At 60.3% G+C, this 23,335-nt stretch carries 29 protein-coding genes; 16 read left to right on the plus strand and 13 right to left on the minus strand.

The annotated features are described in order from the left end of the window. The first annotated feature begins 72 nt into the window (after positions 1-72). The 5 genes from AB1E33_RS19845 (at position 73) to AB1E33_RS19865 (ending at position 4,212) form a co-directional block, all read left to right on the plus strand. Positions 73-1,017, plus strand: a complete 945-nt coding sequence (locus AB1E33_RS19845) for a sugar ABC transporter substrate-binding protein (protein ID WP_372578995.1) — start codon at positions 73-75, stop codon at positions 1,015-1,017. 92 nt (positions 1,018-1,109) lie between these two features. Then, on the plus strand, positions 1,110-2,195 hold the full coding sequence (locus AB1E33_RS19850) for an ABC transporter permease (RefSeq protein ID WP_372578996.1): 1,086 nt from the start codon (positions 1,110-1,112) through the stop codon (positions 2,193-2,195). A 36-nt stretch (positions 2,196-2,231) separates the two neighbouring features. Beyond that, positions 2,232-3,011, plus strand: coding sequence for an ATP-binding cassette domain-containing protein (locus AB1E33_RS19855; RefSeq protein WP_372579056.1), 780 nt, complete (start codon positions 2,232-2,234; stop codon positions 3,009-3,011). Beyond that, positions 3,008-3,208, plus strand: coding sequence for a hypothetical protein (locus AB1E33_RS19860; protein ID WP_372578997.1), 201 nt, complete (start codon positions 3,008-3,010; stop codon positions 3,206-3,208). The genes AB1E33_RS19855 and AB1E33_RS19860 overlap by 4 nt, the downstream gene beginning before the upstream one ends. 5 nt (positions 3,209-3,213) lie before the next feature. Next, positions 3,214-4,212, plus strand: a complete 999-nt coding sequence (locus tag AB1E33_RS19865; protein WP_372578998.1) for a LacI family DNA-binding transcriptional regulator — start codon at positions 3,214-3,216, stop codon at positions 4,210-4,212. A gap of 17 nt (positions 4,213-4,229) precedes the next feature. Here AB1E33_RS19865 and fliP read toward each other — a convergent pair whose 3' ends face one another. From fliP to fliF, 4 genes are read right to left on the minus strand one after another with little or no spacing between them, the layout of a single operon-like run. Further along, on the minus strand, positions 4,230-4,967 hold the full coding sequence (gene fliP / locus AB1E33_RS19870; RefSeq protein ID WP_372578999.1) for a flagellar type III secretion system pore protein FliP: 738 nt from the start codon (positions 4,965-4,967) through the stop codon (positions 4,230-4,232). Then, positions 4,964-5,251: a FliM/FliN family flagellar motor switch protein gene (locus AB1E33_RS19875; protein WP_372579000.1), complete on the minus strand. Its 288-nt coding sequence runs from the start codon at positions 5,249-5,251 to the stop codon at positions 4,964-4,966. Before AB1E33_RS19875 ends, fliP begins: the two co-directional genes overlap by 4 nt. Then, on the minus strand, positions 5,244-5,843 hold the full coding sequence (locus AB1E33_RS19880) for a FliH/SctL family protein (RefSeq protein ID WP_372579001.1): 600 nt from the start codon (positions 5,841-5,843) through the stop codon (positions 5,244-5,246). Before AB1E33_RS19880 ends, AB1E33_RS19875 begins: the two co-directional genes overlap by 8 nt. Then, on the minus strand, positions 5,843-7,456 hold the full coding sequence (gene fliF, locus AB1E33_RS19885; protein ID WP_372579002.1) for a flagellar basal-body MS-ring/collar protein FliF: 1,614 nt from the start codon (positions 7,454-7,456) through the stop codon (positions 5,843-5,845). The genes AB1E33_RS19880 and fliF overlap by 1 nt, the downstream gene beginning before the upstream one ends. Positions 7,457-7,575: 119 nt before the next feature. Here fliF and AB1E33_RS19890 point away from each other — a divergent pair, with 119 nt between their 5' ends. The 10 genes from AB1E33_RS19890 to AB1E33_RS19935 all read left to right on the plus strand — a co-directional run bounded on the left by AB1E33_RS19890 (position 7,576) and on the right by AB1E33_RS19935 (position 17,322). After that, entirely contained in the window at positions 7,576-8,082 is a 507-nt protein-coding gene (locus AB1E33_RS19890; protein ID WP_372579003.1) for a flagellar basal body-associated FliL family protein, read from the plus strand. Positions 8,083-8,091: 9 nt separating this feature from the next. Then, the gene (locus AB1E33_RS19895; RefSeq protein ID WP_372579004.1) at positions 8,092-8,496 is read left to right on the plus strand and encodes a hypothetical protein; all 405 of its coding nucleotides are present in this window, start codon (positions 8,092-8,094) and stop codon (positions 8,494-8,496) included. Continuing rightward, entirely contained in the window at positions 8,493-9,101 is a 609-nt protein-coding gene (locus AB1E33_RS19900; RefSeq protein WP_372579005.1) for a MotE family protein, read from the plus strand. The genes AB1E33_RS19895 and AB1E33_RS19900 overlap by 4 nt, the downstream gene beginning before the upstream one ends. Positions 9,102-9,132: 31 nt before the next feature. Then, positions 9,133-10,002 carry a flagellar motor stator protein MotA gene (gene motA / locus AB1E33_RS19905; protein ID WP_372579006.1) on the plus strand — a complete coding sequence of 290 codons (870 nt, stop codon included), beginning with the start codon at positions 9,133-9,135 and terminating at the stop codon, positions 10,000-10,002. Beyond that, positions 9,999-12,152 (plus strand): hypothetical protein, encoded by a 2,154-nt coding sequence (locus tag AB1E33_RS19910; protein ID WP_372579007.1) that lies wholly within the window; start codon positions 9,999-10,001, stop codon positions 12,150-12,152. The genes motA and AB1E33_RS19910 overlap by 4 nt, the downstream gene beginning before the upstream one ends. 84 nt (positions 12,153-12,236) lie before the next feature. Then, a complete protein-coding gene (locus AB1E33_RS19915) occupies positions 12,237-12,944 on the plus strand; it encodes a transglycosylase SLT domain-containing protein (protein ID WP_372579008.1) in 708 nt (235 codons plus the stop codon). 10 nt (positions 12,945-12,954) lie between these two features. After that, positions 12,955-15,042 carry a flagellar biosynthesis protein FlhA gene (flhA, locus tag AB1E33_RS19920; protein ID WP_372579009.1) on the plus strand — a complete coding sequence of 696 codons (2,088 nt, stop codon included), beginning with the start codon at positions 12,955-12,957 and terminating at the stop codon, positions 15,040-15,042. Continuing rightward, positions 15,042-15,809, plus strand: coding sequence for a flagellar biosynthetic protein FliR (locus tag AB1E33_RS19925; RefSeq protein WP_372579010.1), 768 nt, complete (start codon positions 15,042-15,044; stop codon positions 15,807-15,809). The genes flhA and AB1E33_RS19925 overlap by 1 nt, the downstream gene beginning before the upstream one ends. Further along, on the plus strand, positions 15,806-16,894 hold the full coding sequence (flhB, locus tag AB1E33_RS19930) for a flagellar type III secretion system protein FlhB (RefSeq protein WP_372579011.1): 1,089 nt from the start codon (positions 15,806-15,808) through the stop codon (positions 16,892-16,894). The genes AB1E33_RS19925 and flhB overlap by 4 nt, the downstream gene beginning before the upstream one ends. A 50-nt stretch (positions 16,895-16,944) precedes the next feature. Continuing rightward, positions 16,945-17,322, plus strand: coding sequence for a hypothetical protein (locus AB1E33_RS19935; RefSeq protein ID WP_372579012.1), 378 nt, complete (start codon positions 16,945-16,947; stop codon positions 17,320-17,322). Here AB1E33_RS19935 and AB1E33_RS19940 read toward each other — a convergent pair. From AB1E33_RS19940 to AB1E33_RS19980, 9 genes are read right to left on the minus strand one after another with little or no spacing between them, the layout of a single operon-like run. Beyond that, a complete protein-coding gene (locus tag AB1E33_RS19940) occupies positions 17,316-17,810 on the minus strand; it encodes a flagellar basal body-associated FliL family protein (RefSeq protein WP_372579013.1) in 495 nt (164 codons plus the stop codon). The two genes, AB1E33_RS19935 and AB1E33_RS19940, sit on opposite strands and share 7 nt — an antisense overlap. 11 nt (positions 17,811-17,821) lie before the next feature. After that, positions 17,822-18,559, minus strand: coding sequence for a flagellar basal body L-ring protein FlgH (gene flgH, locus AB1E33_RS19945; RefSeq protein WP_372579014.1), 738 nt, complete (start codon positions 18,557-18,559; stop codon positions 17,822-17,824). Then, on the minus strand, positions 18,559-18,975 hold the full coding sequence (gene flgA / locus AB1E33_RS19950) for a flagellar basal body P-ring formation chaperone FlgA (protein WP_372579015.1): 417 nt from the start codon (positions 18,973-18,975) through the stop codon (positions 18,559-18,561). The genes flgH and flgA overlap by 1 nt, the downstream gene beginning before the upstream one ends. Continuing rightward, positions 18,975-19,760, minus strand: a complete 786-nt coding sequence (gene flgG / locus AB1E33_RS19955; RefSeq protein WP_372579016.1) for a flagellar basal-body rod protein FlgG — start codon at positions 19,758-19,760, stop codon at positions 18,975-18,977. Before flgG ends, flgA begins: the two co-directional genes overlap by 1 nt. Before the next feature lie 21 nt (positions 19,761-19,781). After that, positions 19,782-20,495 (minus strand): flagellar hook-basal body complex protein, encoded by a 714-nt coding sequence (locus AB1E33_RS19960; RefSeq protein WP_372579017.1) that lies wholly within the window; start codon positions 20,493-20,495, stop codon positions 19,782-19,784. Continuing rightward, positions 20,495-20,767 (minus strand): flagellar biosynthetic protein FliQ, encoded by a 273-nt coding sequence (locus AB1E33_RS19965; protein ID WP_372579018.1) that lies wholly within the window; start codon positions 20,765-20,767, stop codon positions 20,495-20,497. The genes AB1E33_RS19960 and AB1E33_RS19965 overlap by 1 nt, the downstream gene beginning before the upstream one ends. A gap of 3 nt (positions 20,768-20,770) precedes the next feature. Further along, positions 20,771-21,055 (minus strand): flagellar hook-basal body complex protein FliE, encoded by a 285-nt coding sequence (gene fliE, locus AB1E33_RS19970; protein ID WP_372579019.1) that lies wholly within the window; start codon positions 21,053-21,055, stop codon positions 20,771-20,773. Positions 21,056-21,067: 12 nt separating this feature from the next. Then, positions 21,068-21,460, minus strand: coding sequence for a flagellar basal body rod protein FlgC (flgC, locus tag AB1E33_RS19975; RefSeq protein ID WP_372579020.1), 393 nt, complete (start codon positions 21,458-21,460; stop codon positions 21,068-21,070). 11 nt (positions 21,461-21,471) lie between these two features. Next, positions 21,472-21,861: a FlgB family protein gene (locus tag AB1E33_RS19980; protein ID WP_372579021.1), complete on the minus strand. Its 390-nt coding sequence runs from the start codon at positions 21,859-21,861 to the stop codon at positions 21,472-21,474. Positions 21,862-21,946: 85 nt separating this feature from the next. Between AB1E33_RS19980 and AB1E33_RS19985 the strand changes: the two genes are divergently transcribed. Continuing rightward, on the plus strand, positions 21,947-23,326 hold the full coding sequence (locus AB1E33_RS19985) for a FliI/YscN family ATPase (RefSeq protein ID WP_372579022.1): 1,380 nt from the start codon (positions 21,947-21,949) through the stop codon (positions 23,324-23,326). The last annotated feature ends 9 nt before the right edge of the window (positions 23,327-23,335 follow it).

Below are 23,335 nucleotides of genomic sequence, written 5' to 3' on the forward strand. Positions count from 1 at the left end.
GGTCACATCGCCTCGAATTGAGGTCCCGGTATCAACGAATTGTGCGCCGGGCACGATCCCAGGGAGAAAATCATGAAAAAAGTACTATTAGCCACCGGCCTCGCCGCATTGATGAGCACATCCGCGATGGCCGAGACCATCGGGGCCAGCATCGCGCGGTTCGACGACAACTTCCTGACCGTCATGCGCAACGGCATGACCGAACACGCGGCGTCGCTGGATGGTGTGGAACTGCAGGTCGAGGATGCCACCGACGACGTGGCCAAGCAGCTGGACCAGATCAACAACTTCATCGCTTCGGGCGTTGACGCGATCATCGTAAACGCTGTCGATACATCAGCGACACAGGCGATGACCCAAGCAGCCGAATCCGCCGGTGTGCCGCTGGTCTATGTCAACCGCGAACCCGCAAATGTCGACACATTGCCTGAAAACCAGGCTTTCGTGGCATCGAACGAGATTGAATCCGGTACGCTGGAATCTTTCCAGATCTGCCGCAACCTGCGTGGGGCTGGCAAAGCGGGTGGTGCCAAGGGCTATGTGCTGATGGGTCAGCTGTCCAACCAGGCCGCCGTTCAGCGGACCAAGGACGTGCATGACGTGGTCGGCATGGACATGTGCAGCTTCATGGAGATCATCGACGAGCAGACCGCCGAATGGTCGCGTGACAAGGCGCAGGATCTCATGACCAACTGGCTGTCCTCGGGTGAGGATTTCGACTTTGTCATCGCCAATAATGACGAAATGGCAATCGGTGCGATCCAGGCGATGAAAGCCTCGGGTATCGACATGGCGGCCGTGCAGGTCGGCGGTGTGGACGCCACCCAGGACGCGCTGGTTGCAATGCAGGCCGGTGATTTGGACGTGACCGTATTCCAGGACGCCCATGGTCAGGGTGCAGGCTCTGTTGATGCCGCACTGGCACTGGCCCGCGGTGAAGACCTGGATCAGAAGGTCTACATTCCGTTCAAGCTGGTGACGCCTGACAACGTTGCCGACTTCCTGGCGCGGAACTGATCCGACAACCACAGACCCTACAGAGCGGCTGCGCGCCGCTCTGTCTTGAAACGACCCAATCGCGGCATCACTAAATCAATCGGGGACACCAGATGGCTGAAGAATCCCACGGCGTAGGCGGACTTAAATATGACAAGTCCAAACGGTCCTGGCCGGGCGAGGTGAATATTTTTTTCGCCCTGATCATTATCATCCTCATCTTCGAGGCGCTTGGTCAGCTACTTCCGTATATGCGCGGTCAAAGCATGCTGTTCGACTTCAACACCAACCGCGACGGGACCATCCTGAACATCGCCCGGATCAAGATCATCATCCTGCAGGTGGCGATCATCGGGATCATCGCGCTGGGGGTCACGCAGGTGATCATCTCGGGTGGGATTGACCTGTCATCAGGCCCGCTTGTGGGTGCGACAGCGATGATCGTGATGTCATTCGCCCAGACCGAACTGGTCAACGGCCAGCTGAACCCCAAGGCGGTGTTCGGAGCTTGGGCTTTTGATCTACCTGTGCTCATACCCGTGATCGTGGGGTTATGTTTCGGTGCGTTCATTGGGGCCATAAACGGCTCACTCATTGCGTTCACCGGCATTCCGCCATTTATAGCCACGCTGGGCATGTTCTTGATCTGCCGCGGTATCGCTCAGTGGTGGACCCGTGGTCAGCCCGTGTCTTTCCCCACCGAAAGCTATGCCTGGCTGGGGTCAGGCATGATGCCGGTGGTGTGGTTTCTGCTGCTGGCATTCCTGTTCCACTTCGTGCTGAAATTCACCGTCTATGGCAAACACACCTATGCCATTGGCTCGAACGAAGCTGCGGCGCGGATGTCCGGCATCAATGTGCGTCGGCACAAGGTCATGGTTTACATGATCGCAAGCATGCTGGCCGCCTTTGCCGCGATCATCCTCAGCTCCAAGAACCTGACCGCACAGACTGGCATGGGGCAGTTTTACGAACTGTTCGCGATTGCCATGGCAGTGATCGGCGGGGTCAGCCTGACGGGCGGGCGCGGATCAATCATCGGCACTGTTCTGGGTGCCATGGTGTTCGGCGTGATCCAGTCCGGGTTTACCTATATCAAGCTCGACGCGTTCTATCAGCTGATGGCCATGGGAGCGATCATCATTAGCGCCGTGGTTCTTGATCAGTGGCGCCAGAAAAGCGCCACGGCCAAGGCATAGGAGGAGGAACTGATGAGTGAAATAAAGCTCCACGACATGGGTGACATCATCCTTGAAACGCGCGGCCTGACCAAGCATTACGGCGGTGTGCACGCTTTGGAAGACGCCAATTTCATCCTCAAGAAGGGGGAACATGTGGCGATCATGGGCGATAACGGCGCGGGCAAATCAACTTTTGTCCGCCAGATCACCGGGGTCGAACAGCGCACACGCGGCACGGTCGTCTTCGACGGTCACGAGGTTGATTTCAAAGGCCCGCTTGAGGCCCGCGAGGCCGGCATCGAAACCGTGTTCCAGACGCTGGCCCTGGCTGACCACCTAGACGTGCCAGACAACCTTTTCCTGGGTCGCGAAAAGACCATGTGGAACTGGCTGGGCCCATTCCGGCGGCTGGATTACAAGGCGATGCGCGCAGATACGATGGCAGCGCTGGAAAAGACCGGCGTCAAAATCCCCAACATCCGCAACACCATCCAGAATATGTCGGGCGGTCAGCGGCAATGTGTGGCGATCGCGCGCACGGCCAGTTTTCATTCCAAGCTGACCATCATGGACGAGCCGACCGCAGCGCTTGGTGTTCAGGAAACGGCTCAGGTTGAAAACATCGTCCGCACCCTCAAGAAGGCGGGTGAGCCGTTGATCCTGGTCAGTCACAACATGCGGCAGGTCTTCGATCTGGTGGACCGCATCATCGTGTTCCGCCGGGGCCGTATCTGCGCCAATCTCGACATCAAGAACGAGAGCTTTACCGGCGAAGACGTGGTCAGCTACATCACCGGCGCCAAGACCGGCGCGGAATATGAAGGAGTGGCATGAAAAAGCTCATCGACCTGCAGGACCCGTTCTTTGAACCGCTCTGGATCCGCATCACGGTGGTTGCAGTGGCGGCGGGATGGGGCCTGGTTGAGCTGAGCGCAGGCGCAATCTTCTGGGCCGCGGTCTTTCTCGGGTTCGCGGCTATATGCGCCTGGCGATTTGCCTCCATTAACTATGGCGACAAACCGGAAGACTAGGGGGTATGGCCGTTACACTCAAAGATGTCGCGGAACTGGCTGGCGTGTCACGCTCGGCGGTGTCGCGCACTTTTACCGAGGGTGCATCGGTTTCGGCCAAGACCCGCAACAAGGTTATGAAGGCGGCGTCGGATCTGGGGTTTAGCCCGAATGCACTGGCTTCATCCCTGACCACGGGCCGGACCAAAATGATCGGCCTGGTTTCGAACAACTTCCACAACCCGATCTTTCTTGAAGTTTTTGACCTGTTCACGCGCGGTCTTCAGGACCGGGGGTTGCGGCCGCTTCTCGTCAATCTGACTGATGAAACTGACCCTGAGGCATCCGTGCGCATGCTGCGCCAGTATTCAGTCGATGGCGTGATCGTCGCTTCGTCGACCCTGCCGCCAGGTTTTGCCACCGCCTTTCGCGAGGCCGGTCTGCCGGTGGTGCATTCCTTTGGCCGCCATACCAGATTACCTTCTGTGGACATTCTGGGGATCGACAATATCGCCGCCGGACGGCTTGCCGCGCGAACCCTGATCGACCGGGGATATACCGAGCTCGGGTTTCTTGGCGGGCCTGCGGATGCAACCTCGACCATCGACCGCGAAAAGGGGTTCCTGCAAGAGATCGAGGCACACCCAGGCGTGTCCGTCACCTCGAGCTTCGCCGAGAATTACTCCTTTGATGCGGGACTCGATGGCATGCGGGACCTTCTGACGGGAGAATTGGCCCAAGCCTATTTCTGTGGTGATGACGTTCTGTCTATCGGTGCGCTGGCAGCATTGCAGGGCGCGGGGTTGCGGGTGCCTCAGGATATCGGGTTGCTGGGTCTGAACGATATGGAAATGGCCGCCTGGGCCAACATCAACCTGACCACGATCCACAACCCCTTCCCCGAGATCATCGCCGCGTCGATCGATCTTGTTGCGACACTGGCCGAAGGAGGAACGCCGCCGCCCGAGGCCCGGTTGTTCGACTGCCACGTGGTTGAACGCGGCACATTGCGTCCCGCGTCCTGATAGCCGCCCAAATTAAACTATGGCGCATAGCTGCGGACCAACGCGGCCGCAATCAGCGACCAGCCATCGGCGACGACGAAGAAGGCCAGCTTGAACGGCAGCGCGACCGAGGCCGGCGGCACCATCATCATCCCCATCGACATCAGCACCGCTGCAACCACCAGATCGATGATCAGAAACGGCATGAAGACCAGAAACCCGATCTGAAAAGCCCGCGCGATTTCAGACAGCATGAAAGAGGGGATCAGCACCGACAGGGCGGCATCCGGCGTCGGGGCGTCGGCCTCGACCTCAGGCCTGAGCGCCGCGAGTGTCTGAAAGGTCTCGGGATCAATCCGTGCCGCCATAAAACCCCGGAACGGGTCGATCGCGCGCTGCAGGGCAGGCTCGACCTCCAACTTTTCGTCGATCAACGGTTGGATGCCGTTTTGCCATGCGTCGGTGAACACCGGCTCCATCACGAAATAGGTCAGGAACAGGGCCAGGCTGACGATCAGCATATTCGGTGGCGATTGCTGCAGCCCGATGCCCTGCCGCAGGATGGCCAGCACGGTGACCAGAAACGGAAAGCAGGTGATCATGATCGCTAGCCCCGGCGCGATGCTGAGCACCGTGATTAGCAGGATCAGTTGGATCGTACGCCCCGAAACCGACCCACCCTCGCCCAATGAGACCGAGATTTCCTGCGCCGCCGCCTGACCTGCCAGCAGGGTTCCGAACATTACGGCCAGCAGGACGAGCTTGCGTGTTGTCATTTCTTGCCGTCCGGGACGGTGACGATCTCTATCACCCTGACAGCCAGCCGCCCGTCCTGATCGCCCTCCAGCTCTTCGAGATGGCCGCGCGCGACCAACTGGTCGCCGACAAACAGCTCGACCGGGTCTTCAACCCGTTTGTCGAGCGTCAGAATGGCGTTCTCGCCCAGTCCGATCAGATCCCGCACCAGCGGGCGGGCGCGCCCGACCGACACGGTGATCTCGACCGGGACCGAGGTGAATGGCCCAGAGAAATCGGGCTTGGTGGCGTGGGTTTCATCCATGTTTCGTCTCCGTCTTTGCATGATGCAGGAAGGCTTCTGTCGCTTCGGAAATGGCGTCCAGTAGGGCGGTGCAGTCCAACTCGCGCTCGTCCCCGCCAATGCGCAGGCTGGCTTGCCCGGGCAGCAGCGACGCGTCTTCGATCATCTTGACCGGAAACGAGAACTCGGCCTCCAGAACGGACGTAAGTGACTCGGCCACGCCGGTGGGAACGGCTATGATCGCGGGCTGCCCGGCCTGATCGCGCGCCATCTCGGTCAATTGCGCGACGATGCGGGGGACGAAACTTCGCTCGACGGTATCGGGCAGGACAGTGTCCATCAGGCTTTGGAACATCGGTTCCAGCGACGCTACCATTTGCTGCAGCGCCTCCTGATAGGTGAAGCCTAGATCCTGCAGCGATTGGACCAGATCGGCGGAAATGCGGCTCTGTTCGGCGGTTTGCGCGGCATCCGCCTCATTAAGGCCGGCGGCATAACCCTGTTCGAAAGCCGCACGGCTGAGATCCTCAAGCTGTTGCGGGGTCAGCAATTGCACCGCCCCTTCAGGGGAAGGGTTCTGGTCGAAATCCTCAAGCAGATGGGCGATGGACATCAGGCGTTCCCCCGGCTTTCCTCCAGCCAGCTACGCAGGATCTCGACCGATTCATCCTGACGGTCGCCCACCAGCTCGCGCAAACGATCAACCGGCTTGTCGGCCTGAGTGGGCAAGGCCGAAACCGCCTGACCCTGTGCCGGTTCAAGCGCTGCCTGGGCTGTTCCCGGTGGCGCGTCTGCGGCATGGACCTCTCCGGACAGTGCGGGCAGATCGGCGGTGTCAGATGCACCCGGCTCGGGGCTCAGCGCCAATTGCGGTAGCGACGATGCGGCACTGCTGGTCAGGATGGGACGGATGACAAAGGCGCCAAGCCCCAACAGCACCAGGGTTAGGAACGCCATCTGGATCAATGGCATCGTCCGCAGCCCTAGGCCTTGCAGGAAGGACGGCGCGACCGCTTCGGTTCCCTCAGGGGCAGGGACGGGTAGTTGCATCGACTTGATCGTTATGACGTCACCACGTTCGGTGTCGAAACCCACCGCCGAGGCCACAAGCTCACGCATGGCCTCAAGTTCATTCTCAGGCCGCGGCGCGCTGGTGAGCGCCCCGTCCGCGCCGGTGGTCACAGTCTCATTGACGAGAACTGCCACGCTGAGCCGCTTGATCGCGCCGGGCAAGCGAAGGATTTCGGTTTCGGTTTCGGAAACTTCGTAATTCACCCGCTCGCGCGTGGAATTAGCCAGCGACTTGGACGAATCCTCGCCACCGGCATCCCCATCAGGCAGGTTCGAGGCAACGGTGACGTCATTTGATTGATTAGAAGCCGAGTCCGAGCGCTCTTCGAGGTCGGTGCTGATGGCGACGCGCCCGCTTGGATCGAAGCGCCGTTCGCGCACCGATTCCTGTTTGGTCACTGTGTCGACGCTGACCTCGACCACCGCGTTGCCACGTCCGACGCGCGCTTCGATCAGCCGCAACACGCGTTCGCGCAACCGGTCGGCGCGGGCATCGGAGGCGTCGGATTGCGAGGCAGTCTCGACCTCTCCGATCAGCCCGCCCGCCGCGTCGATCACTGCGACGTCGTCCACGTTCAGACCGTTGACCGCCGAGGCAACAAGGTAGCGAATTGCATCCGCCTGGCCGAGTTGGACCTTGGCGTTCGCCGAGGTGATGAACACCGATGCCGTCGTCTTGGCATCGCGCCGGAACGGCTCACCCATATTGTTGGCGATATGCACACGGGCCTGCGCGACATGCGGCCCAGCGACAAGGGTGCGGGCCAGTTCACCCTCTTTGGCGCGCCAATACGCGGCGTCGAACATGCGCGACGTCGTGCCGAACCCGTTCAGCGAATCAAGCAGTTCATACCCACGCCCGCCATTGGCAGGCAGTCCCTCGCTGGCCAGTGTCAGGCGCAGCTGGTCGCGCCGGTCAGACGCCACATAGATAGCGCCGGCCTTGACCTCATAAGGCACGCCCTCTTGTTCAAGGGCGCGCACAACCTCACCTGCCGCGCCGGTTTCAAGGTCGGCATAAAGCAGCGCCATCGACGGCGTTATGCTGATTCGGACCAGCCCGAAAATGGTGACGGCCATCGCGACAATGGCCGCGATCGCCAATATTTGCTTTCGTTTGTTGAGACCCGCCCAGACGCTTCCGATCTGCTGCACCTTATCCTCCGTTTGCCGACATCCTGTCTGGCTCGCCCTCCGTTATTACGGGCGGCGCTTAACATTCGGTTAGTCCCTGAGCGGGTATGGATTGTTGCGAACAATTCGGGAACTGACCTATGACCGACGTCACCGCGGAAGACACGGAAGAACCAACGAAGCCCGGAAAGATGGGACTCGTGATGGCCGTCCTGTTGGCCGTTGTTGGCGCGGGCACCGGTTTTTTTCTGGCCAGCTCCGGAAAGGTTCCGTTGCTCGGTGGGAAAAAAACCGAACAGGCCCATGTTGAAGCAGCAGGCCACGTGTCAAAGAGTTATGCGGACGTGAAGGTCGTCTTTGTCGACCTGCCGCCGGTTCTCATTTCGCTCGAAAGCAAGCGCGGCACCCGGCATTTGCGGTTTCACGCGCAGGTCGAGGTCGAAACCAAGTACCAGACCGACGTCGAAGCGATCATTCCGCGCATCGTCAACGTGATGAACAGCTACCTCAGGGCGCTTTCGCTCGCCGAACTGCAGGACCCGCTGGCCTTGCCCCGACTGCGCGCGCAACTGCTGCGCCGCCTGTCGATCGTCAGCGGCGAAGGGCGGGTCCGGGACCTGCTCGTTATGGAATTCATCTTGAATTAGGAGGGACAGTTGCAGGTATTTGCCGATATTCTACTGGCCACCGGTGCATTTGGCGCAGGGTTTTATTGTTTCATTCTGTCGCGACGGCTGAAGCGGTTCAGCGATCTCGAAAAGGGGGTTGGGGGTGCGGTCGCGGTCCTGTCTGCTCAGGTCGAGGATCTGACCAAGACCGTGGATGCGGCCCGCGCCGCTGCCGGGGCCACCGGTGCAAAGCTGCAGGAGTTGACCCGCAAATCCGAATCGGTCGCGCATCGGCTGGAGCTTTTGATCGCATCGTTCCAAGACGTTGCGCCAGCCGAGGACACACCAAAGCCACCGCACGTTCCGTCGCCGTCACCGAATGGCAAACAAGCGCCCGCTCCGGGGCTAATGTTTCAGCGCAATGCGCAGGGTGTTGATGAGGCCGCGCAATGACGGTGCTCGTTGATGCAGGGGTGGACACGCGCCGCACCCGAGTCGGGACGTTGCTTTTGCTCATGCTGTTCCTTTTGGGTTCTGCAGCGATACGAATGGGTCTGCATGCGGGCCCGGCTATCGCGCGCGAGAACATTGCGGAAGAGATGGAAGGTGAGACCTCTGGGTCCAATACAGCTCCTGAACTCGCCGCGCAGGCGCACCTAAAGCCGGTGCTCGCCGCATTTGACGAGCGCGAGGTCCGAATCGAGCGGCGTGAAATGCTGCTGGAGGACCGGTTGAAAGCGCTGGAAATCGCAGAGCGCGCTATCGAGGCAAGGCTTGTCGAACTGACCGCCGCCGAAGCGGCATTGCGCCAGACGCTGGCGCTGGCAGATGGCGCCGCCGAAGGCGATCTAGGCATACTGACCGAGGTCTACCAGAACATGAAACCAAAGGAGACCGCCGCCCTCTTCGAAGAGATGGATCCCGCCTTTGCGGCTGGCTTCTTGGCCCGGATGACGCCCGAAACTGCGGCAAAAGTGATGTCTGGGCTCAGCCCGACGGCGGCCTATACGATCAGTGTCGTCCTTGCCAGCCGTAACACATCCGTCCCCAAAAAATGACACGCAAGATGTACAAGATCGGAGGTTTCGCATGATTGGTATTCTTGGAATCGTCATCATCTTTGCGATGGTTTTTGGCGGGTACCTTGCCGCGGGCGGCAAGATGACCATCATTCTCAAATCGCTCCCGTTCGAGATGATGATGATCGGCGGCGCCGCGACTGGCGCCTTTCTGATAAGCAATGACAAATGGGGAATCAAACACACGCTCAAGGACCTTGCCAAAGTGTTCAAGGGCGTCAAATGGAAGCCCGAGGATTACCGTGAACTGCTCTGTCTGCTATTTGCCCTGATCCGGATCGCAAAGCAGAGCCCGATCGATCTTGAGCAGCATATCGAAGACCCGCAATCATCGGCGTTGTTCTCGAAATACCCGAAGATTCAGGCCGACAGCGAGGCTGTCGCGCTTATCTGCGACACGCTCCGCTCGGCCTCGATGAACTATGACGATCCGCATCAGGTCGAGGAGGTTCTTGAAAAACGGATGGAAGCCAACCTGCACCACGCATTGCATTCAAGCCATGCCTTGCAGACGATGGCTGATGGCCTGCCCGCCCTTGGCATCGTTGCCGCCGTTTTGGGTGTGATCAAAACCATGGGTTCGATCGATCAGCCGCCCGAGGTTCTGGGAAAGCTGATCGGTGGTGCGCTTGTCGGGACGTTTCTGGGTGTTTTCCTGGCCTATGGCCTAGTCGGACCCTTTGCCGCGAAGGTCAAAGCGGTGGTCGAAGAAGACAGCCATTTCTACCAGCTGATCCGCGAGGTTCTGGTCGCAAACCTGCACAACCACGCAGCAAGCATCTGCATCGAAGTTGGTCGCCAGAACACGCCTGCGCATTACCGCCCCGATTTCGCCGATCTTGAGGAAGCCCTCAAATCGATAAAGCAGGAGGCGGCATGATCCGGGCCTTCGCATGTGGTCTGGCTGCGGTTTTCTTGGCTGGAGGCGCGCAGGGCGAACCGCTGGTGGTGAGGTCCGGTAACCACGGCAGCTTCACGCGTCTGACCGTTGGTCTGCCGAAGGGTGCAGAATGGGACCTTGTGCAGATCGGCGACGAGGCCCGGCTACAGTTGGATGGGTCTTCTTTCCTCTTCGATGTCAGCAAGGTGTATTCGCGAATCGGACGAGATCGATTGAAACAGATTGCCCAGGCCGCACCGGGTGAGCCGCTGATCTTTGGGTTGAACTGCGAATGTGTTGTGAATGCATTTGAAGTGGGCGGCACTCTATTGGTGCTCGATATCCGGGTCGGGCGGCCAGTAGTTCAACAGCAGGTCGATCTGCCGGTTGTATTCGAACCGCCGGACAGGGTGGATACCAACGTTGATCTGCCACCTCCGCTTAGATTGGCAGACGCACCCCCAAAAGCCTCTGTCGCGCCTGTTGTCGCAATCGAGGGTGTCGTGATCCAATCCCAGGTGGAACGTGCGATCTCGCAGGGGCTTCTGGCGCCGACCGCCAACCACCGAGTCAAAAACGGCCCGGATCGGTTGCAAGATTTGCAAAGATCGCTGAAAGAGCGGGCGGCTAATATCCGGGCCACCACGGTCATAGACCGTGATCTGGACGGTATCCTCGATGGCATCGCTGAAGAGCTTCGGCGAACCACCTGCATGAACAATGACCGGTTGGATGTCGACAGCTGGGGTGACGCTTCAACCCATGCAAATCTCGGCGAAATGCATCTGAGAATCTACGGTGAATTCGACCGTCTCGATCACGATGCGGCGCGGTTGCTTGCCAAGGCGCAGCTCTATCTCGGCTTCGGAGCGGAAGCGGCCGCAACCCTCGGGCTGGACCCCAGCAGCGCCAATCAGATCCCCGAATTGCTCGCCATCGCCGCCTTGATCGACGAACGATCAACGATCGCTCCAATGGCTATGGCGGGACAGCAAACCTGCGACGGGTTGGTGGCGTTTTGGGCCTTGTTGGTTGACAGAAAACTCTCTGAGGGAGCGAATGTCGAGGCCATCTTGAATGGTTTCTTCGCGCTGCCTGCCCATTTGCGTAGCCATCTCGGCCCCCGCGCGGCAACATATTTGATCGAGGCTGGAATGACCGACATGGCGCAGATCCTGATGCGGCGCTCGATGCCCAGCCCGGATAATGGCGGGGTCGCGGCTCGGATGGTGAAGGCGAAACTGTCTGAGGTATCGGGAAATGCCAAACAGGAAATGGAACAGCTTGAAGAGGTAATCAGCGACCGCTCGGATCCGCCCGAGGCCCCCGCAGCGCTGGTGGAACTGATCGAAACGGCCTGGGAAACTCGCCTTGGAATCGACCCTGAAAATGTGACGCTTGCCGCAGCTTTCGCGCAGGAGTATCGGAGGTCCGCCAAAGGCAAGCAATTGCAACAAACGCATGTTCTGGCGCTCGCTCTGAATGGCAATTTCGACGAGGCTTTCGCGCATCCGGCGATACGGCATGCAACGGACCCGGCGGCGAAGGATTTGCGGCGCAAGTCTCTGATGTTGCTGGTAGAAAATGCAGGAGATATCGGGTTTCTGGCCCATGCGACCGATCAATCCGCAGAGCAAATCTCGACGCTTGAGACACCGTTGCGCATTGCGCTGGCTCGTCGTTTGCAGCGGTTGGGTTTCCCAGAACAGGCCATGAAATACCTGGATCTACCTAAATCGGCAGGGGTTCCGTTGACGGCAAAGCTTCTGCGGGCGCAGTCCGCGCTGGAAATCGGGTTGCCGCGCCGCGCCTTGCTTGAACTGTCAAACGCCGAGGGGGAAGATGCCCGGCGCCTTCGGGCGGAGGCGCTTGCAAAAAGTAACGAGCTTGCCGCTGCCGCCACGCTTTATCAGGCTTTGGGCGAGGAGGAGGCGGCTGCACGATCTCTTTGGATCAGCGAAGAGTGGGCCACAATCCCCGAAGGGGCCAGCCCCAGGTATCAGGAGGCGGGACAACTTGCGACTGGCTTGCCGCTGGAGCCTGCAACAGGGGATGCTCCTTCGTTGGATGCCGCGCGATCAGCGGCCGAGACCGCCCGCGACACTCGAAGCCGGATCGAAAGCCTTCTGGCAGTTATCGAACGCCCCTGACATCACATTGCTTGAACCGGGTTACGATTTGTCAATCCCGCCGCAATAGCGTGGCAGAACAGAATGTTCATACGGTTCCACAGAATGTCCAATGCCTTAAAGCCAGTGGCCACCAGCCTTTTGCTGATATTTGTTTTCGGGTTGATTGCCACCCCGGTGATGGCCCTGCGCCCCGGGCAATCTGCGGCGGCCTGCGACCGGGCGGCGATTGGCGCAGCGCAGAGGTATGGCGTGCCCGAAACTGTCATGCTCGCGATCACCCGGGTCGAAACCGGACGGCACAAGAACGGGGCTCTGAACCCCTGGCCCTGGGCGATCAATATTGCCGGCAAAGGGTACTGGTTCCAGTCGCGGCATGAGGCCCAGAGCTTTGTGTTCAAGCATTTCATGGATGGCGCGCGCAATTTCGACATTGGCTGTTTCCAGATCAATTACCGCTGGCACGGCAACAAGTTCCGCTCGATTGAGGAAATGTTTGACCCGCAAATGAATGCTGACCATGCGGCCCGGTTCCTGTTGGATCTTTACAAGGAGTTTCACGACTGGACTGCCGCCGCCGGCGCCTATCACTCAAGGACGCAATGGCGGGCCCAACAATATGCCGCGAAATTCAGGGATGTGGCCGCCCGACTGCCCAACACTCCGGGAGCGGAACAGCAAATCGACCCGGCACGACGAGCGACCAGCCTAGGGACGACCGCAATGCCGCTGACAAGTGGCACATCAACACAACTCGGTTCGCTTGTGCCAACGGGCGTTGCGACCGGCACGTCTTTTCTTGCGCTGAACTGAGGTCTCAGTCATGCCAAAAATCAGCAGCAGCGCCCTATTCAGCCCGACGGTCTTGCTGGCACTGTCGCTCATGGCGGTCATTGTCATGATGATTCTGCCTATGCCTGCCTGGATCCTGGACATCGGTCTGGCCGCGTCCTTTGCGCTCGCGATCCTGATCTTTACGATCACGTTGTTCATCGAACGGCCGCTGGATTTCTCGTCCTTCCCGACCATCCTGCTGACCTCACTGATGCTGCGCCTGTCGCTCAACGTATCCTCGACCAAGCTGATCATCGGTGAAGGGCACACCGGCACCGCAGCGGCGGGTGGCGTGATCGAGGGGTTTGCCCATTTCGTGATGGGCGGCAGCATCTTTCTAGGTCTTGTTGTGTTTGGCGTTCTGCTGATCGTCAATTTCATGGTGATCACCAAAGGTGCTGCGCGCATGGCAGAGGTTGGCGCACGGTTCGCGCTGGACGGCATGCCCGGAAAGCAGTTGGCGATCGACAGTGACATGTCTGCCGGCGCCATCGATCATACCGAAGCCAAAGAGCGGCGCGAGAGGGAACAGCAGGAAACCACGTTCTTCGGGTCGCTGGATGGCGCGTCGAAATTCGTCAAGGGTGATGCGGTCGCGGGTCTATTGATCACGCTGCTCAATCTGGTCATGGGCCTGATCATGGGCGTTGTCGTGCATGACATGCCCGTCGGATCAGCGTTTGAAAGCTATGCCATCCTGACGGTCGGGGACGGGCTTGTGTCGCAGATTCCGGCTGTGATCATCTCCATCGCATCTGCCCTCCTGCTGGCACGCGGCGGTACCCACGGCGCGGCCGATACCGCGCTTTTTGCCCAGATGAGTCGACATCCCGCGGCCCTGGCAACGGTTGCATTGCTTATGGTGCTGTTCGCCCTGGTTCCGGGCCTGCCGTTTCTGCCGTTCATTCTGGGTGGCGCAGTTCTGGGCCTTGCGGCCCGTACAATGCACCTGCGGACGGCGTTGGCATCCGAACAGGCCGCGACCGAAGAAGAGGTTCAGCAGGATACGCCGCGCATGTCGCTTGGGGATATTCTGGATCTCGATGACGTGCACCTGGAATTCGCACCCGATCTGGTCGCAATGGTGCTGGATCCGGGAACCGGGCTGGACGCGCGGATCGCCAATATGCGCAATCATGTCGCCTCGGTCTACGGGTTGATTCTGCCCGACATCCGGCTGACCGACAAGGCAGAGCTGCCTGCGGGCACTTATATCATCAAGGTACAGGGCGTCGAACAGGTCCGGGGTGTGCTGCATCCCGATCTGGTATTGGCGCTGGTGCCCGACGGGGCCGATGCGCTGCCCAGCGGCTCCGATGTGGCCGAGCCGGTCTATGGCGCTCCAGCCCGCTGGATTGCGCCCAAGGATCAGGATGCCGCAGCAGTGGCCGGGGCCACGCTTGTCACCCCACCCGAAATTCTCGCCACCCATCTGTTGGAGGTGATCAAGCAGAATTTCGCGCGGCTGCTCACCCTGAAATCCCTGCGCCGCCTGCTCTCCGAGATGACGCAACTCAGCGATGCCACCCGTGCTGAGGCGAACCGCAAGATGCTGGACGAGCTGATCCCCGACAAGGTGCCGATCGATTGCCTGCACTCGGTCCTGCGCCTGCTGCTGGAAGAACGGGTTTCGATCAGGAACATGCCGCTGATCCTGGAAACGATCGCAGAGGCGCGGGTATCGACAACGCAGCCGGAAAATATCTGCGAAGTTGTTCGCCAGCGGCTCGGATTCCAGTTGGTTGGCGAAATGAAACGCGAAGACGGGACGATCCCGCTGGTTCAGCTTGCCCCAGAATGGGAGGACACCTTTACCAGCTACCAACTTGAGGGAGTGCCGTCGGGCCATGACATCGCACTGCCGCCCGACCTGTTCAGCCGTCTCGGCGAGGGGGTTTCGGAACAGTTCGACCAAAGCTCGCGGCAGGGCGTATTCCCGGCCCTGGTGACCTCGACCCGGCGGAGGCGGTTTCTGCACACAATAATGCGCGCGCGCGGGCTGGCGAACCCGGTTTTGTCCTTCGAGGAAATCGGGCTCGAGGCGCGACCGTCACTGGTCGGCGTGGTTGCGGGTTGATGGAAATCGCGACCCTTCTCGCAGACCGGCTGGGCGCAGATGCCCACCACCTGCTGATGGTGTTTCTGCGCGTGGGGGCTGCTGTATCACTGTTTCCCGCTTTCGGAGAAAGGTCGCTGCCAGCGCGCATCAAACTGACGATCGCGCTGGTTTTCACACTGATTGTGGCACCGGCCACACCTGGTCCGGGCGTCCTGAGTTTCCCGCAAATTCTGAGCATCGGCGGTGCCGAAATTCTAACCGGCCTTGTGTTCGGCATTGCGTTGCGGCTGCTGGTTCTTGCGCTGCAAACCGCCGGATCCATCGCGGCGCAGGCGACATCACTGTCGCAGATCCTGGGCGGAATGGCGGCAGAGCCGATGCCCGCAATGGGTCATGTGCTGGTCTTGTCCGGGATCACACTGGCAGTGGTGCTTGGCTTGCATGTCCTGGTGGCGGAATACCTGATCCAGTCCTATGCGCTCTTGCCGACCGGCAGCGTCATCGCCGCGCAGGACATAGCCAGCTGGGGCACCGGCCAGGTGGCGCGCATGTTCTCGCTTGCCCTGTCGTTGGCCGCTCCCTTCGTGATCGCATCGCTGGTCTATAACCTCGCCCTTGGGGCCATCAATCGAGCCATGCCGCAGCTGATGGTGGCCTTTGTCGGCGCGCCTTTCATTACCTTCGGCGGGCTTTTCCTGCTTTTCGCAGGCGCGCCCCTGCTGCTGACATTGTGGCATGACGCCTTGCTGCAAACCCTTTCCAATCCGCTGGAGACCCTGCCATGAGCAGCCCCGAGGATGGTGAAGACAAGTCATTCGAGCCAACGCTGCGCAAATTGCAAAAAGCGCGCGAGAAAGGCGAGATCGCCCGATCCGTCGACCTGAACATCGCGGTGGTCTACGGTGGCTTCATAGTGACCCTCTTCCTGTTCGGTGCATCGATGATCGATCAGGCCGGAACCGCGATGAGCGTTCTGGTCGGGCAATCTGATCATTTGTCCGAGTTGATCTTCGATGGCCCGGCCCAGGCCCCCATCGGCGGATTGCTGCGGACAGTGACCCTCGCGATCCTACCGCTGTTTCTGCTACCCGCCGCGGCCGTGTTGATGTCGGTTGTGGCGCAGCAGGCCTTTGTGGTGGCTCCGACCAAGCTAAAACCGAAAATGTCGAAAATATCACCTATTTCGAATGCCAAGAATAAGTATGGGCGCAGTGGATTGTTCGAATTTGTAAAGAGCTTTGTCAAGCTTGTGACCTATGGCCTGTGCTTGGCACTGTTTCTGAAGGCAGATCTGAACGCCATTCTTACTTCGGGGGCGGCTGGAGCGCGCCCGGCCGTAGTCCTGATGATGACAACAGTTCTAAGGTTTCTGACGATCGTGTTTGTGATCGCATTGGCGATCGGGTCCGTCGACTTTCTGTGGCAGCGTGCCGAGCATCTGCGCAAGAACCGCATGACCAGAAAGGAATTCACCGACGAGATGAAGGAATCCGATGGCGATCCGTATATGAAAAACAGCCGCCGTCAGCGGGGTCAGGAAATCGCGATGAACCAGATGATCCGCGAGGTGCCAGAGGCGGATGTGGTGATCGTGAACCCCACCCATTTTGCTGTGGCGCTAAAATGGTCGCGCATGCCGGGGTCCGCACCGGTTTGCGTCGCGAGGGGTGTCGACGAAATCGCGGCAGTCATTCGCGAGACCGCGATATCCTCTGGCGTGCCCATCCACTCCGACCCGCCCACCGCCCGGAGCCTGCATGCCAGCGTCGAGATCGGAGAAGAGATCGACGCCGATCACTACGCAGCTGTCGCGGCCGCGATCCGCTTTGCGGAAGACATGCGCAAGAAAGCCAGGGGGCGGATTAGTTGAAGATCGGGAAACTCGATACATTGGTCCGCGCCAGTGAGGCAAGATACCTCATGGAATATGAAAAGATCAGATTGCTGGTTGAGCGCGAAGCGGCCATCGGTCATCGCCTTGCCGAACTGGCCGCCCATAGCCGTCGTGCCTTTCAGATCGATGCCGGTTATGCCCAGAGCGGAGCCCATGCCCGTTGGGTAGGCTGGGCAGGACAGATGGCGGCGGTCCTGAATACCGAACTGGCCCAGATCCGCGCTCAGCGGCAAAGGTTGGATGCGGAAATGCGCAAGGCCTTCGCCCGCCATGCGGCGCTCAAGTCAGTGAACAAGTCACAAAAGTTGCGTCGGAAGCAGGAACGGGACGCGGTGAAACGCGCCCAGTTGGAGCAGTTGGTGGTGCTTTGCCCGCCGCGGGATCGGCGGGCACCGGGTCAGTAATTGTCCTGCCGGGCGATATCGACGATCAGAACCGAGTGTACCGCGTCATCACCCAACTCGTGTTGCGCGGCATCCAGCAGGGCCTGTCGCAACGGGTCCAGCTTGCCCGACATCGTGAACGCGCCGTCAAACCCGCCGGTATTGGCATGGTCAAAAAGTACCTGCAGGAAAGCATCTCGTAGCTTGGGCTCACGCTCATAAAACGGCTCGCTGATGCCGGGCTCTACCTCAAGGCTCAGCGCAAGATTTGCCAGACCGGCCAGGTGTTCGCCATCCAGAAGTGGCACGACAAATTGCTTGCTCATTCTTAGGAACTCGTGACCGCCCGATTTGGCCCCGTCTTTGGAAATCGATTTCTTCTTTTTTTTCGGAGCGTCCTGTTCAGTTTCAACCTTTGGCTCCTTCTCGCCTCCGGTCAGAGCGGTCCCGGCAAAGACGCCCAGGGCGATCCCAACCGGTGGTAAGATGAACAACAGCAGTTTGCGCATGACCTAAACCCTCAGAACGGCAGAACGGCATCCAGCACTTGCTGGCCATACCGCGCCTGCTGGGCGTCGGTGAGTTGACCTCTGCCGCCGTAAGACACGCGGGCCGAAGCGATCTTGTCATAGGTGATCTGGTTTTGCCGCGAGATGTCTTCGGGCCGCACAAAGCCTGACACCAGCAATTCGCGCAGTTCGAAATTGACCCGCAACTCTTGCGACCCGCTGATCGACAACACGCCGTTCGGCAAAACGTTGACCACAGTGGCCGCAACGCGCAACGTTAACTTTTCCTTGCGTTTGACCGAGCCTTGCCCTGTGTTTTTGCTTTGACTGTCGATTGAGACCGCATCCGCCAGCGATGCCCCCTCCGGGAGTTTGTCCTGCAGCTTCTGCGGAGCCCCAAAGAGTTCCGCCACCTCCAGCGATTCCGATCCGCCGCGTGATCGCCTGGTACCGTTCGAGATCTCGGCTTTTTCGTCGATTTCGATCACCACCGTCAGGATGTCGCCCTTTTTCATCGCCCGCCGGTCGCCAAGAAGCGACCTTTGGCCACCGCTCCAGAGCGAGGCTTGATCGACCGAGCGTTGATCGGGCGCGTGCAGCGGCAATCCTGGCCACAGCATAGCCACCTGTTCGGGGGAATCCTCGTTGTCCGAAAGGCTGGGCGGACGCCCGAGATGGTCGAGCCGACCGCAAGCGATCTGCAACATACCAAAACTCAGAAGAAGAAGCGCGGGTTTGGACAGTTTCATCAGTTTACCTCAATGCGGCCATCGGCCAGGATCCGGCCGGACAGGGTGGTGCGCGATGACAGGTTCATCACGCGGATCGTGTCGCCCACTGCGCCGCGCCCCAAGGCGCGGCCATCGGCGGTGATGGTGAGACCGCTATGGGCAAAAATCAATGACACCAGGTCATTGCGATCCACGATGGCCGGCGGTACGACGTCACCGGCGCGTATGGGACGACCCGGATAGAGCGTTACCCGCGCCTCATAGCCGACCACTTCGGCGGGGTGGCCGTAGACGCCCGGCATCTCGCCCGGCTCCTGAACGAGGTCGGTGGGCGAGATCAGCTCCTTGGCGCGGATCGTGCGGTTGGGCATCACAATATCGCCTTGCGCGGGCAGGGCGGCGAGCAGTCCGACAAGTACGAGAGACCTTTTCATCAGCGCACCTGCGTTGTCGCGCCCATCATCTGGTCGACTGCCGAGATGACTTTGGCATTCATTTCGTAACCACGCTGGGCTTCGATTAATTCAGTAATCTCGCGCACCGCATCGACCGAGCTGTCTTCCAGATACCCCTGCCGCAATGTGCCAAGCCCGTCTTCGCCCGGGGTGGCCACGGTGGGCGCTCCGGATGCTTCGGTTTCGCGGAAGAGGTTGCTTCCGACCGCCTCAAGCCCCTTGGCATTGGTAAAGCTCGACAAGCTGAGCTGACCCAGAAGCTGCCCTTCGGCGGTGTCCTCGAAATAAGCGTAAACCTCACCAGAGCCGTTGATCGAGATCGACCGCGCATCCTCGGGGATCGTGATCTCGGGCGTGACCGGAAAGCCATCCGAGGTCACGATCAACCCATCGGCAGAGCGTTTCAGGCCACCATCACGGGTATAGGCCGCAGCACCCGAGGGAAGCGTCACTTCAAGATAGCCGCGTCCGTCGATGGCCATATCCAGCTCGTTGCCAGTGGCCGAAAGCGCACCTTGCTCCACCTGCATCGACACCGCTGCGGGCCGCACCCCAAGGCCAAGCTGCACCCCGGTCGGCAGCATGGTACCGTCTGAGGCGTTCACACTGCCCGGCCGTACCATCTGCTGGTAGTGCAGATCGGCAAACTCAGCCCGACGGGCATTGTAGCCGGTGGTGTTCATGTTCGCGAGGTTGTTTGAAATTGTCTCGACCCGCATCTGTTGGGCGGTCATGCCGGTGGCGGCAATTTTCAGGGCACGCATCGGTCGCTCCTTGCTTGTGATCTATCGCAGCAACGCCTTGACGGCGTCGCGGATACGTTTGTCTTCGGCATCCAGAAAGCTCTGGCCCAGTTCATAAGCGCGCTGAATCTCGACCATCCGCGCCATTTGTCCGACCGCATTGACGTTCGAACCTTCCACAAACCCTTGCAGGATCGTGGCGGTATCCGCCGGTTCGAACCCGCCATCGGATTGGAACAGCACTCCCCCTTCGCGGACTAGGTCGTTGCGGTCGAGCGGGGCGAATACACCGATCTGTCCCACCAACTGGCCATCGGCACTTATCGTGCCGTCGGCAGAGACGCTGACTGTAGCCGCATCAGGCGGGATGAAGACCGGCGCACCACCGGGGTCGAGCACCCGGTGCCCTTCGGCGCCCACCAGATCTCCCTGCGCATTGGCGCTGAAACTTCCGGCGCGGGTCAGCCGTTCGCCCGAAGGGGTTTCGAGCAGGAAGAACCCGTCGCCCTCGATGGCAAAATCAAAACGCCCGCCGGTCTGGGTCAGCACGCCTTGCGCGAACGAGGTGTTGCGCACCTGTCCGCGGCTCATCGAGACCGATGCGTGGCCGCCGGTATCCTGCACGAATTCGGAAAACACGATGCCTTCCTGCCGGTAGCCTGCGGTGGCGAGATTGGCGATGTTGTTGGCGACGACCCGGATCTCGTTCCTCAGACCCACCTGGCGCGACAGCGCGGCATATCCGGCGGTATCCATCAATTGCCTCCGATAATCAGTGTCAGAACCGTGGCCTGAAAGAACGAGACCAGCGTTTGCGTCATGAAGCCCATCGACATCCAGAATACGACCACAATCGCGGCCAGCTTGGGCACGAAGGTCAGTGTCATTTCCTGGATCGAGGTCAGCGCCTGAAACAGGCCCACGACCAACCCGGTGACCAACGCAACTGTCAGGATGGGCACCGAGGTGATGACCGCGATCCACAGCGATTGGCGCAACACGTCATAAAACTGACCTTCACTCAGCATGGCTCAGACCGGCATCCTCAGGATTTCCTGATAGGCCTCGACCACCTTGTTGCGTACGGTCACTGCCGTTTCGACGGCAAGCTCGGTCTGTGCCAACGCCTGAACCAGCGCGTGCGGGTCGGCCTGCCCGGTCATGGCCGATTCTGATAGCGCCTCGCTTTGGCGCAGAGTGCTTGCGAAGTCCTGGAACGCACCGCCCAAGCCCGCGCCTTCTGGGGCGGGGTTGGGCTTGGTTGCCGGACGGGCAGAAGCATAGCTCTGCGCCGCCGAAAGTGATTGGATATCCATTCTGGCTGTCCTTTATTTCCTGAGAAGATCCATTAGCGACGCGGACATCTGCCGCGCCTGATCGAACATTTTGAGATTGGCCTCATAGCTGCGTTGCGCCTCGCGGGCGTCGGCGATTTCCAGCATCAAATTGACGTTGGACCCTTGATAGTGCCCGTTGGCATCCGCCATCGGGTGCGCCGGGTCGTGAATGCGCGGCAGCCTGCCGCCATCAAGGCGCACGCGCCCGGTCTTGACCAGATCAACCCCGTCCCCCGAACCGGTCATCGATTCGAACGGCACCGTCTTGCGCCGGTAACCCGGCGTATCTGCGTTCGAGATGTTTTCGGCGGTGTGACGCAGCCGCATCGCCTGGGCGCGCAACGCGCTGGCGGTAACCTTCAGCGTATTGGAGAATTCGTTCATGTCTGCCCCCCTCACCCGCGTCCAAGACCGGTTCGCAATACCGTCAGCGCCGATTTATAGATCGCCATCGCCTGGTCATGCTGACGTTTCGCATCGACCGCGTTCAGCATTTGTTCCTCGATCGAGACGCTGTTGCCATTGGGGTCCGCCGGGGCGTCTGCAGTGAATTCGGCGGATTTCCAGTCGAGGCCGTCCTGCCCGTGCATATGTGTGCTGCGGGTCTTGCGGAACAGCGACCCGTCGCTACTTTCGCTCACCAGCGTGCCAAAGGTTTTTACATCCTGGGCTTTGTAGCCGGGCGTGTCAGCATGGGCCATGTTGCGGGCAATGACGGCGTGCCGGTGACCAGCATGTGTGGCCATCGCATGGGCCGTCGCAAATACGTTCAGTTTTGTGAACACCGGGGCTTCTCCCTCGATCCGTTTCAATCAAGGCTTAACCCCGATTCGTTTAGAAACGGTTTGCAACAACCTACCGGAGCGCACGATGACCGCTGCAAACCCAGCAAGCCTGACCGCCACATTCGATGCGTTAAGCCCCATGCGCCATTTAGGGCGGGTGAAGCATGTGGGAGGCGGAACCCTCGGGATCACCTGCTTGTCGGGAAAGGCCCGGATCGGCGACCAGATCAAGGTCAGGCGCAAGGCACTCACACCGCTGGCGGGTGAAGTGTTGCAGATCAATGATGACGAGATTCGGATGCTGCCGGATATGGCACCTGACACCGTGGCGGTGGGAGATGCGGCCGTGTTGATCCCGGTCCCGGCCTTTGCTCCCGGCTCGCACTGGCTGGGCCGCGTCGTCGACCCGCTGGGCCGAGCGCTGGATGGCAGGCCGCTGTTGCGTGGCGAACATACCTGCAACCTGACCGCGTTGCCGCCAAATGCTGTCGAGCGCAAGGCCCTGGGCGAGCGGCTGCCCACCGGGGTAACACTGCTGAATACGATGCTGCCGATTGTGCGCGGGCAGCGGGTGGGGCTGTTCGCGGGGTCTGGTGTGGGCAAATCCTCACTACTGGGCACGTTGGCCAAGTCGATGCAAGCGGATGCGGTTGTTGTGGCGCTGGTCGGCGAGCGCGGGCGCGAAGTGAACGAATTTGTGGAACACACGCTGGGCCCCGAGGCGATGGATCGCGCGATCGTGGTGGCGGCCACCTCGGACATGTCGGCACTGATGCGGCGGCGCTGTGCCTGGTCCGCCATGGCGGTCGCGGAATCGCTGCGCGACAGTGGTTTGAACGTGTTGTTTCTGGTCGATTCGATCACTCGCTTTGCTGAAGCACATCGCGAGATTGCCGTGGCCACCGGAGAGCTGCCCGCCCTGCGCGGCCACCCGCCTTCGGTCACGCCATTGATCACCGGTCTGTGCGAACGGGCCGGCCCCGGAAAGGCAGGACAGGGCGATATCACGGCTGTGTTCAGCGTTCTGGTCGCTGGCTCGGATATGGACGAACCGGTAGCTGATATCCTGCGCGGAGTTCTGGACGGCCATATCGTGCTGTCTCGAGAGATTGCCGAGCGCGGGCGCTTTCCGGCCATCGATGTCAGCCGCTCGGTCTCGCGCAGCCTGCCGGGTGCGGCGAGTGAGGCTGAGAACGCCGCCATCAACGAGGCGCGCCGCCTGCTCAGCACTTATGAGCAATCCGAAGTGATGATCAATGCCGGGCTTTACTCCACAGGTTCGAACCCGCAACTGGATCAGGCGGTTCAGGTCTGGCCGGAACTGGATGCATTTTTTGCGCGCCCTGAGTCGGGCGGGATCACCGACAGCTTCGACAAGCTGAACCTGATCCTGCGGCGCAGCGGGGCGGGGCTGCAGCGCCCCCTGCAAAACGAAACAGGCCCCGGAGGGTCGGGGCCTGTATGAACATCTCTC

Origin of the sequence: Ruegeria hyattellae, from assembly GCF_041537925.1 — a bacterium.
GTDB lineage: Bacteria > Pseudomonadota > Alphaproteobacteria > Rhodobacterales > Rhodobacteraceae > Ruegeria_C.

Bases quoted from the DNA above. Each gene is read 5' to 3' on its own strand.
- flgC (WP_372579020.1), bottom strand. From the start codon at position 21,460: ATGAACGAATTCTCCAATACGCTGAAGGTTACCGCCAGCGCGTTGCGC.
- AB1E33_RS19890 (WP_372579003.1), top strand. From the start codon at position 7,576: ATGACCGACGTCACCGCGGAAGACACGGAAGAACCAACGAAGCCCGGA.
- fliE (WP_372579019.1), bottom strand. From the start codon at position 21,055: ATGGATATCCAATCACTTTCGGCGGCGCAGAGCTATGCTTCTGCCCGT.
- AB1E33_RS19850 (WP_372578996.1), top strand. From the start codon at position 1,110: ATGGCTGAAGAATCCCACGGCGTAGGCGGACTTAAATATGACAAGTCC.
- AB1E33_RS19900 (WP_372579005.1), top strand. From the start codon at position 8,493: ATGACGGTGCTCGTTGATGCAGGGGTGGACACGCGCCGCACCCGAGTC.
- motA (WP_372579006.1), top strand. From the start codon at position 9,133: ATGATTGGTATTCTTGGAATCGTCATCATCTTTGCGATGGTTTTTGGC.
- flgH (WP_372579014.1), bottom strand. From the start codon at position 18,559: ATGAAACTGTCCAAACCCGCGCTTCTTCTTCTGAGTTTTGGTATGTTG.
- AB1E33_RS19985 (WP_372579022.1), top strand. From the start codon at position 21,947: ATGACCGCTGCAAACCCAGCAAGCCTGACCGCCACATTCGATGCGTTA.
- flgA (WP_372579015.1), bottom strand. From the start codon at position 18,975: ATGAAAAGGTCTCTCGTACTTGTCGGACTGCTCGCCGCCCTGCCCGCG.
- flhB (WP_372579011.1), top strand. From the start codon at position 15,806: ATGAGCAGCCCCGAGGATGGTGAAGACAAGTCATTCGAGCCAACGCTG.
- AB1E33_RS19915 (WP_372579008.1), top strand. From the start codon at position 12,237: ATGTCCAATGCCTTAAAGCCAGTGGCCACCAGCCTTTTGCTGATATTT.
- AB1E33_RS19875 (WP_372579000.1), bottom strand. From the start codon at position 5,251: ATGGATGAAACCCACGCCACCAAGCCCGATTTCTCTGGGCCATTCACC.
- AB1E33_RS19860 (WP_372578997.1), top strand. From the start codon at position 3,008: ATGAAAAAGCTCATCGACCTGCAGGACCCGTTCTTTGAACCGCTCTGG.
- AB1E33_RS19865 (WP_372578998.1), top strand. From the start codon at position 3,214: ATGGCCGTTACACTCAAAGATGTCGCGGAACTGGCTGGCGTGTCACGC.
- AB1E33_RS19880 (WP_372579001.1), bottom strand. From the start codon at position 5,843: ATGTCCATCGCCCATCTGCTTGAGGATTTCGACCAGAACCCTTCCCCT.
- AB1E33_RS19940 (WP_372579013.1), bottom strand. From the start codon at position 17,810: ATGCGCAAACTGCTGTTGTTCATCTTACCACCGGTTGGGATCGCCCTG.
- AB1E33_RS19910 (WP_372579007.1), top strand. From the start codon at position 9,999: ATGATCCGGGCCTTCGCATGTGGTCTGGCTGCGGTTTTCTTGGCTGGA.
- AB1E33_RS19965 (WP_372579018.1), bottom strand. From the start codon at position 20,767: ATGCTGAGTGAAGGTCAGTTTTATGACGTGTTGCGCCAATCGCTGTGG.
- AB1E33_RS19855 (WP_372579056.1), top strand. From the start codon at position 2,232: ATGGGTGACATCATCCTTGAAACGCGCGGCCTGACCAAGCATTACGGC.
- fliP (WP_372578999.1), bottom strand. From the start codon at position 4,967: ATGACAACACGCAAGCTCGTCCTGCTGGCCGTAATGTTCGGAACCCTG.
- flhA (WP_372579009.1), top strand. From the start codon at position 12,955: ATGCCAAAAATCAGCAGCAGCGCCCTATTCAGCCCGACGGTCTTGCTG.
- AB1E33_RS19925 (WP_372579010.1), top strand. From the start codon at position 15,042: ATGGAAATCGCGACCCTTCTCGCAGACCGGCTGGGCGCAGATGCCCAC.
- AB1E33_RS19845 (WP_372578995.1), top strand. From the start codon at position 73: ATGAAAAAAGTACTATTAGCCACCGGCCTCGCCGCATTGATGAGCACA.
- AB1E33_RS19935 (WP_372579012.1), top strand. From the start codon at position 16,945: ATGGAATATGAAAAGATCAGATTGCTGGTTGAGCGCGAAGCGGCCATC.
- flgG (WP_372579016.1), bottom strand. From the start codon at position 19,760: ATGCGTGCCCTGAAAATTGCCGCCACCGGCATGACCGCCCAACAGATG.
- AB1E33_RS19960 (WP_372579017.1), bottom strand. From the start codon at position 20,495: ATGGATACCGCCGGATATGCCGCGCTGTCGCGCCAGGTGGGTCTGAGG.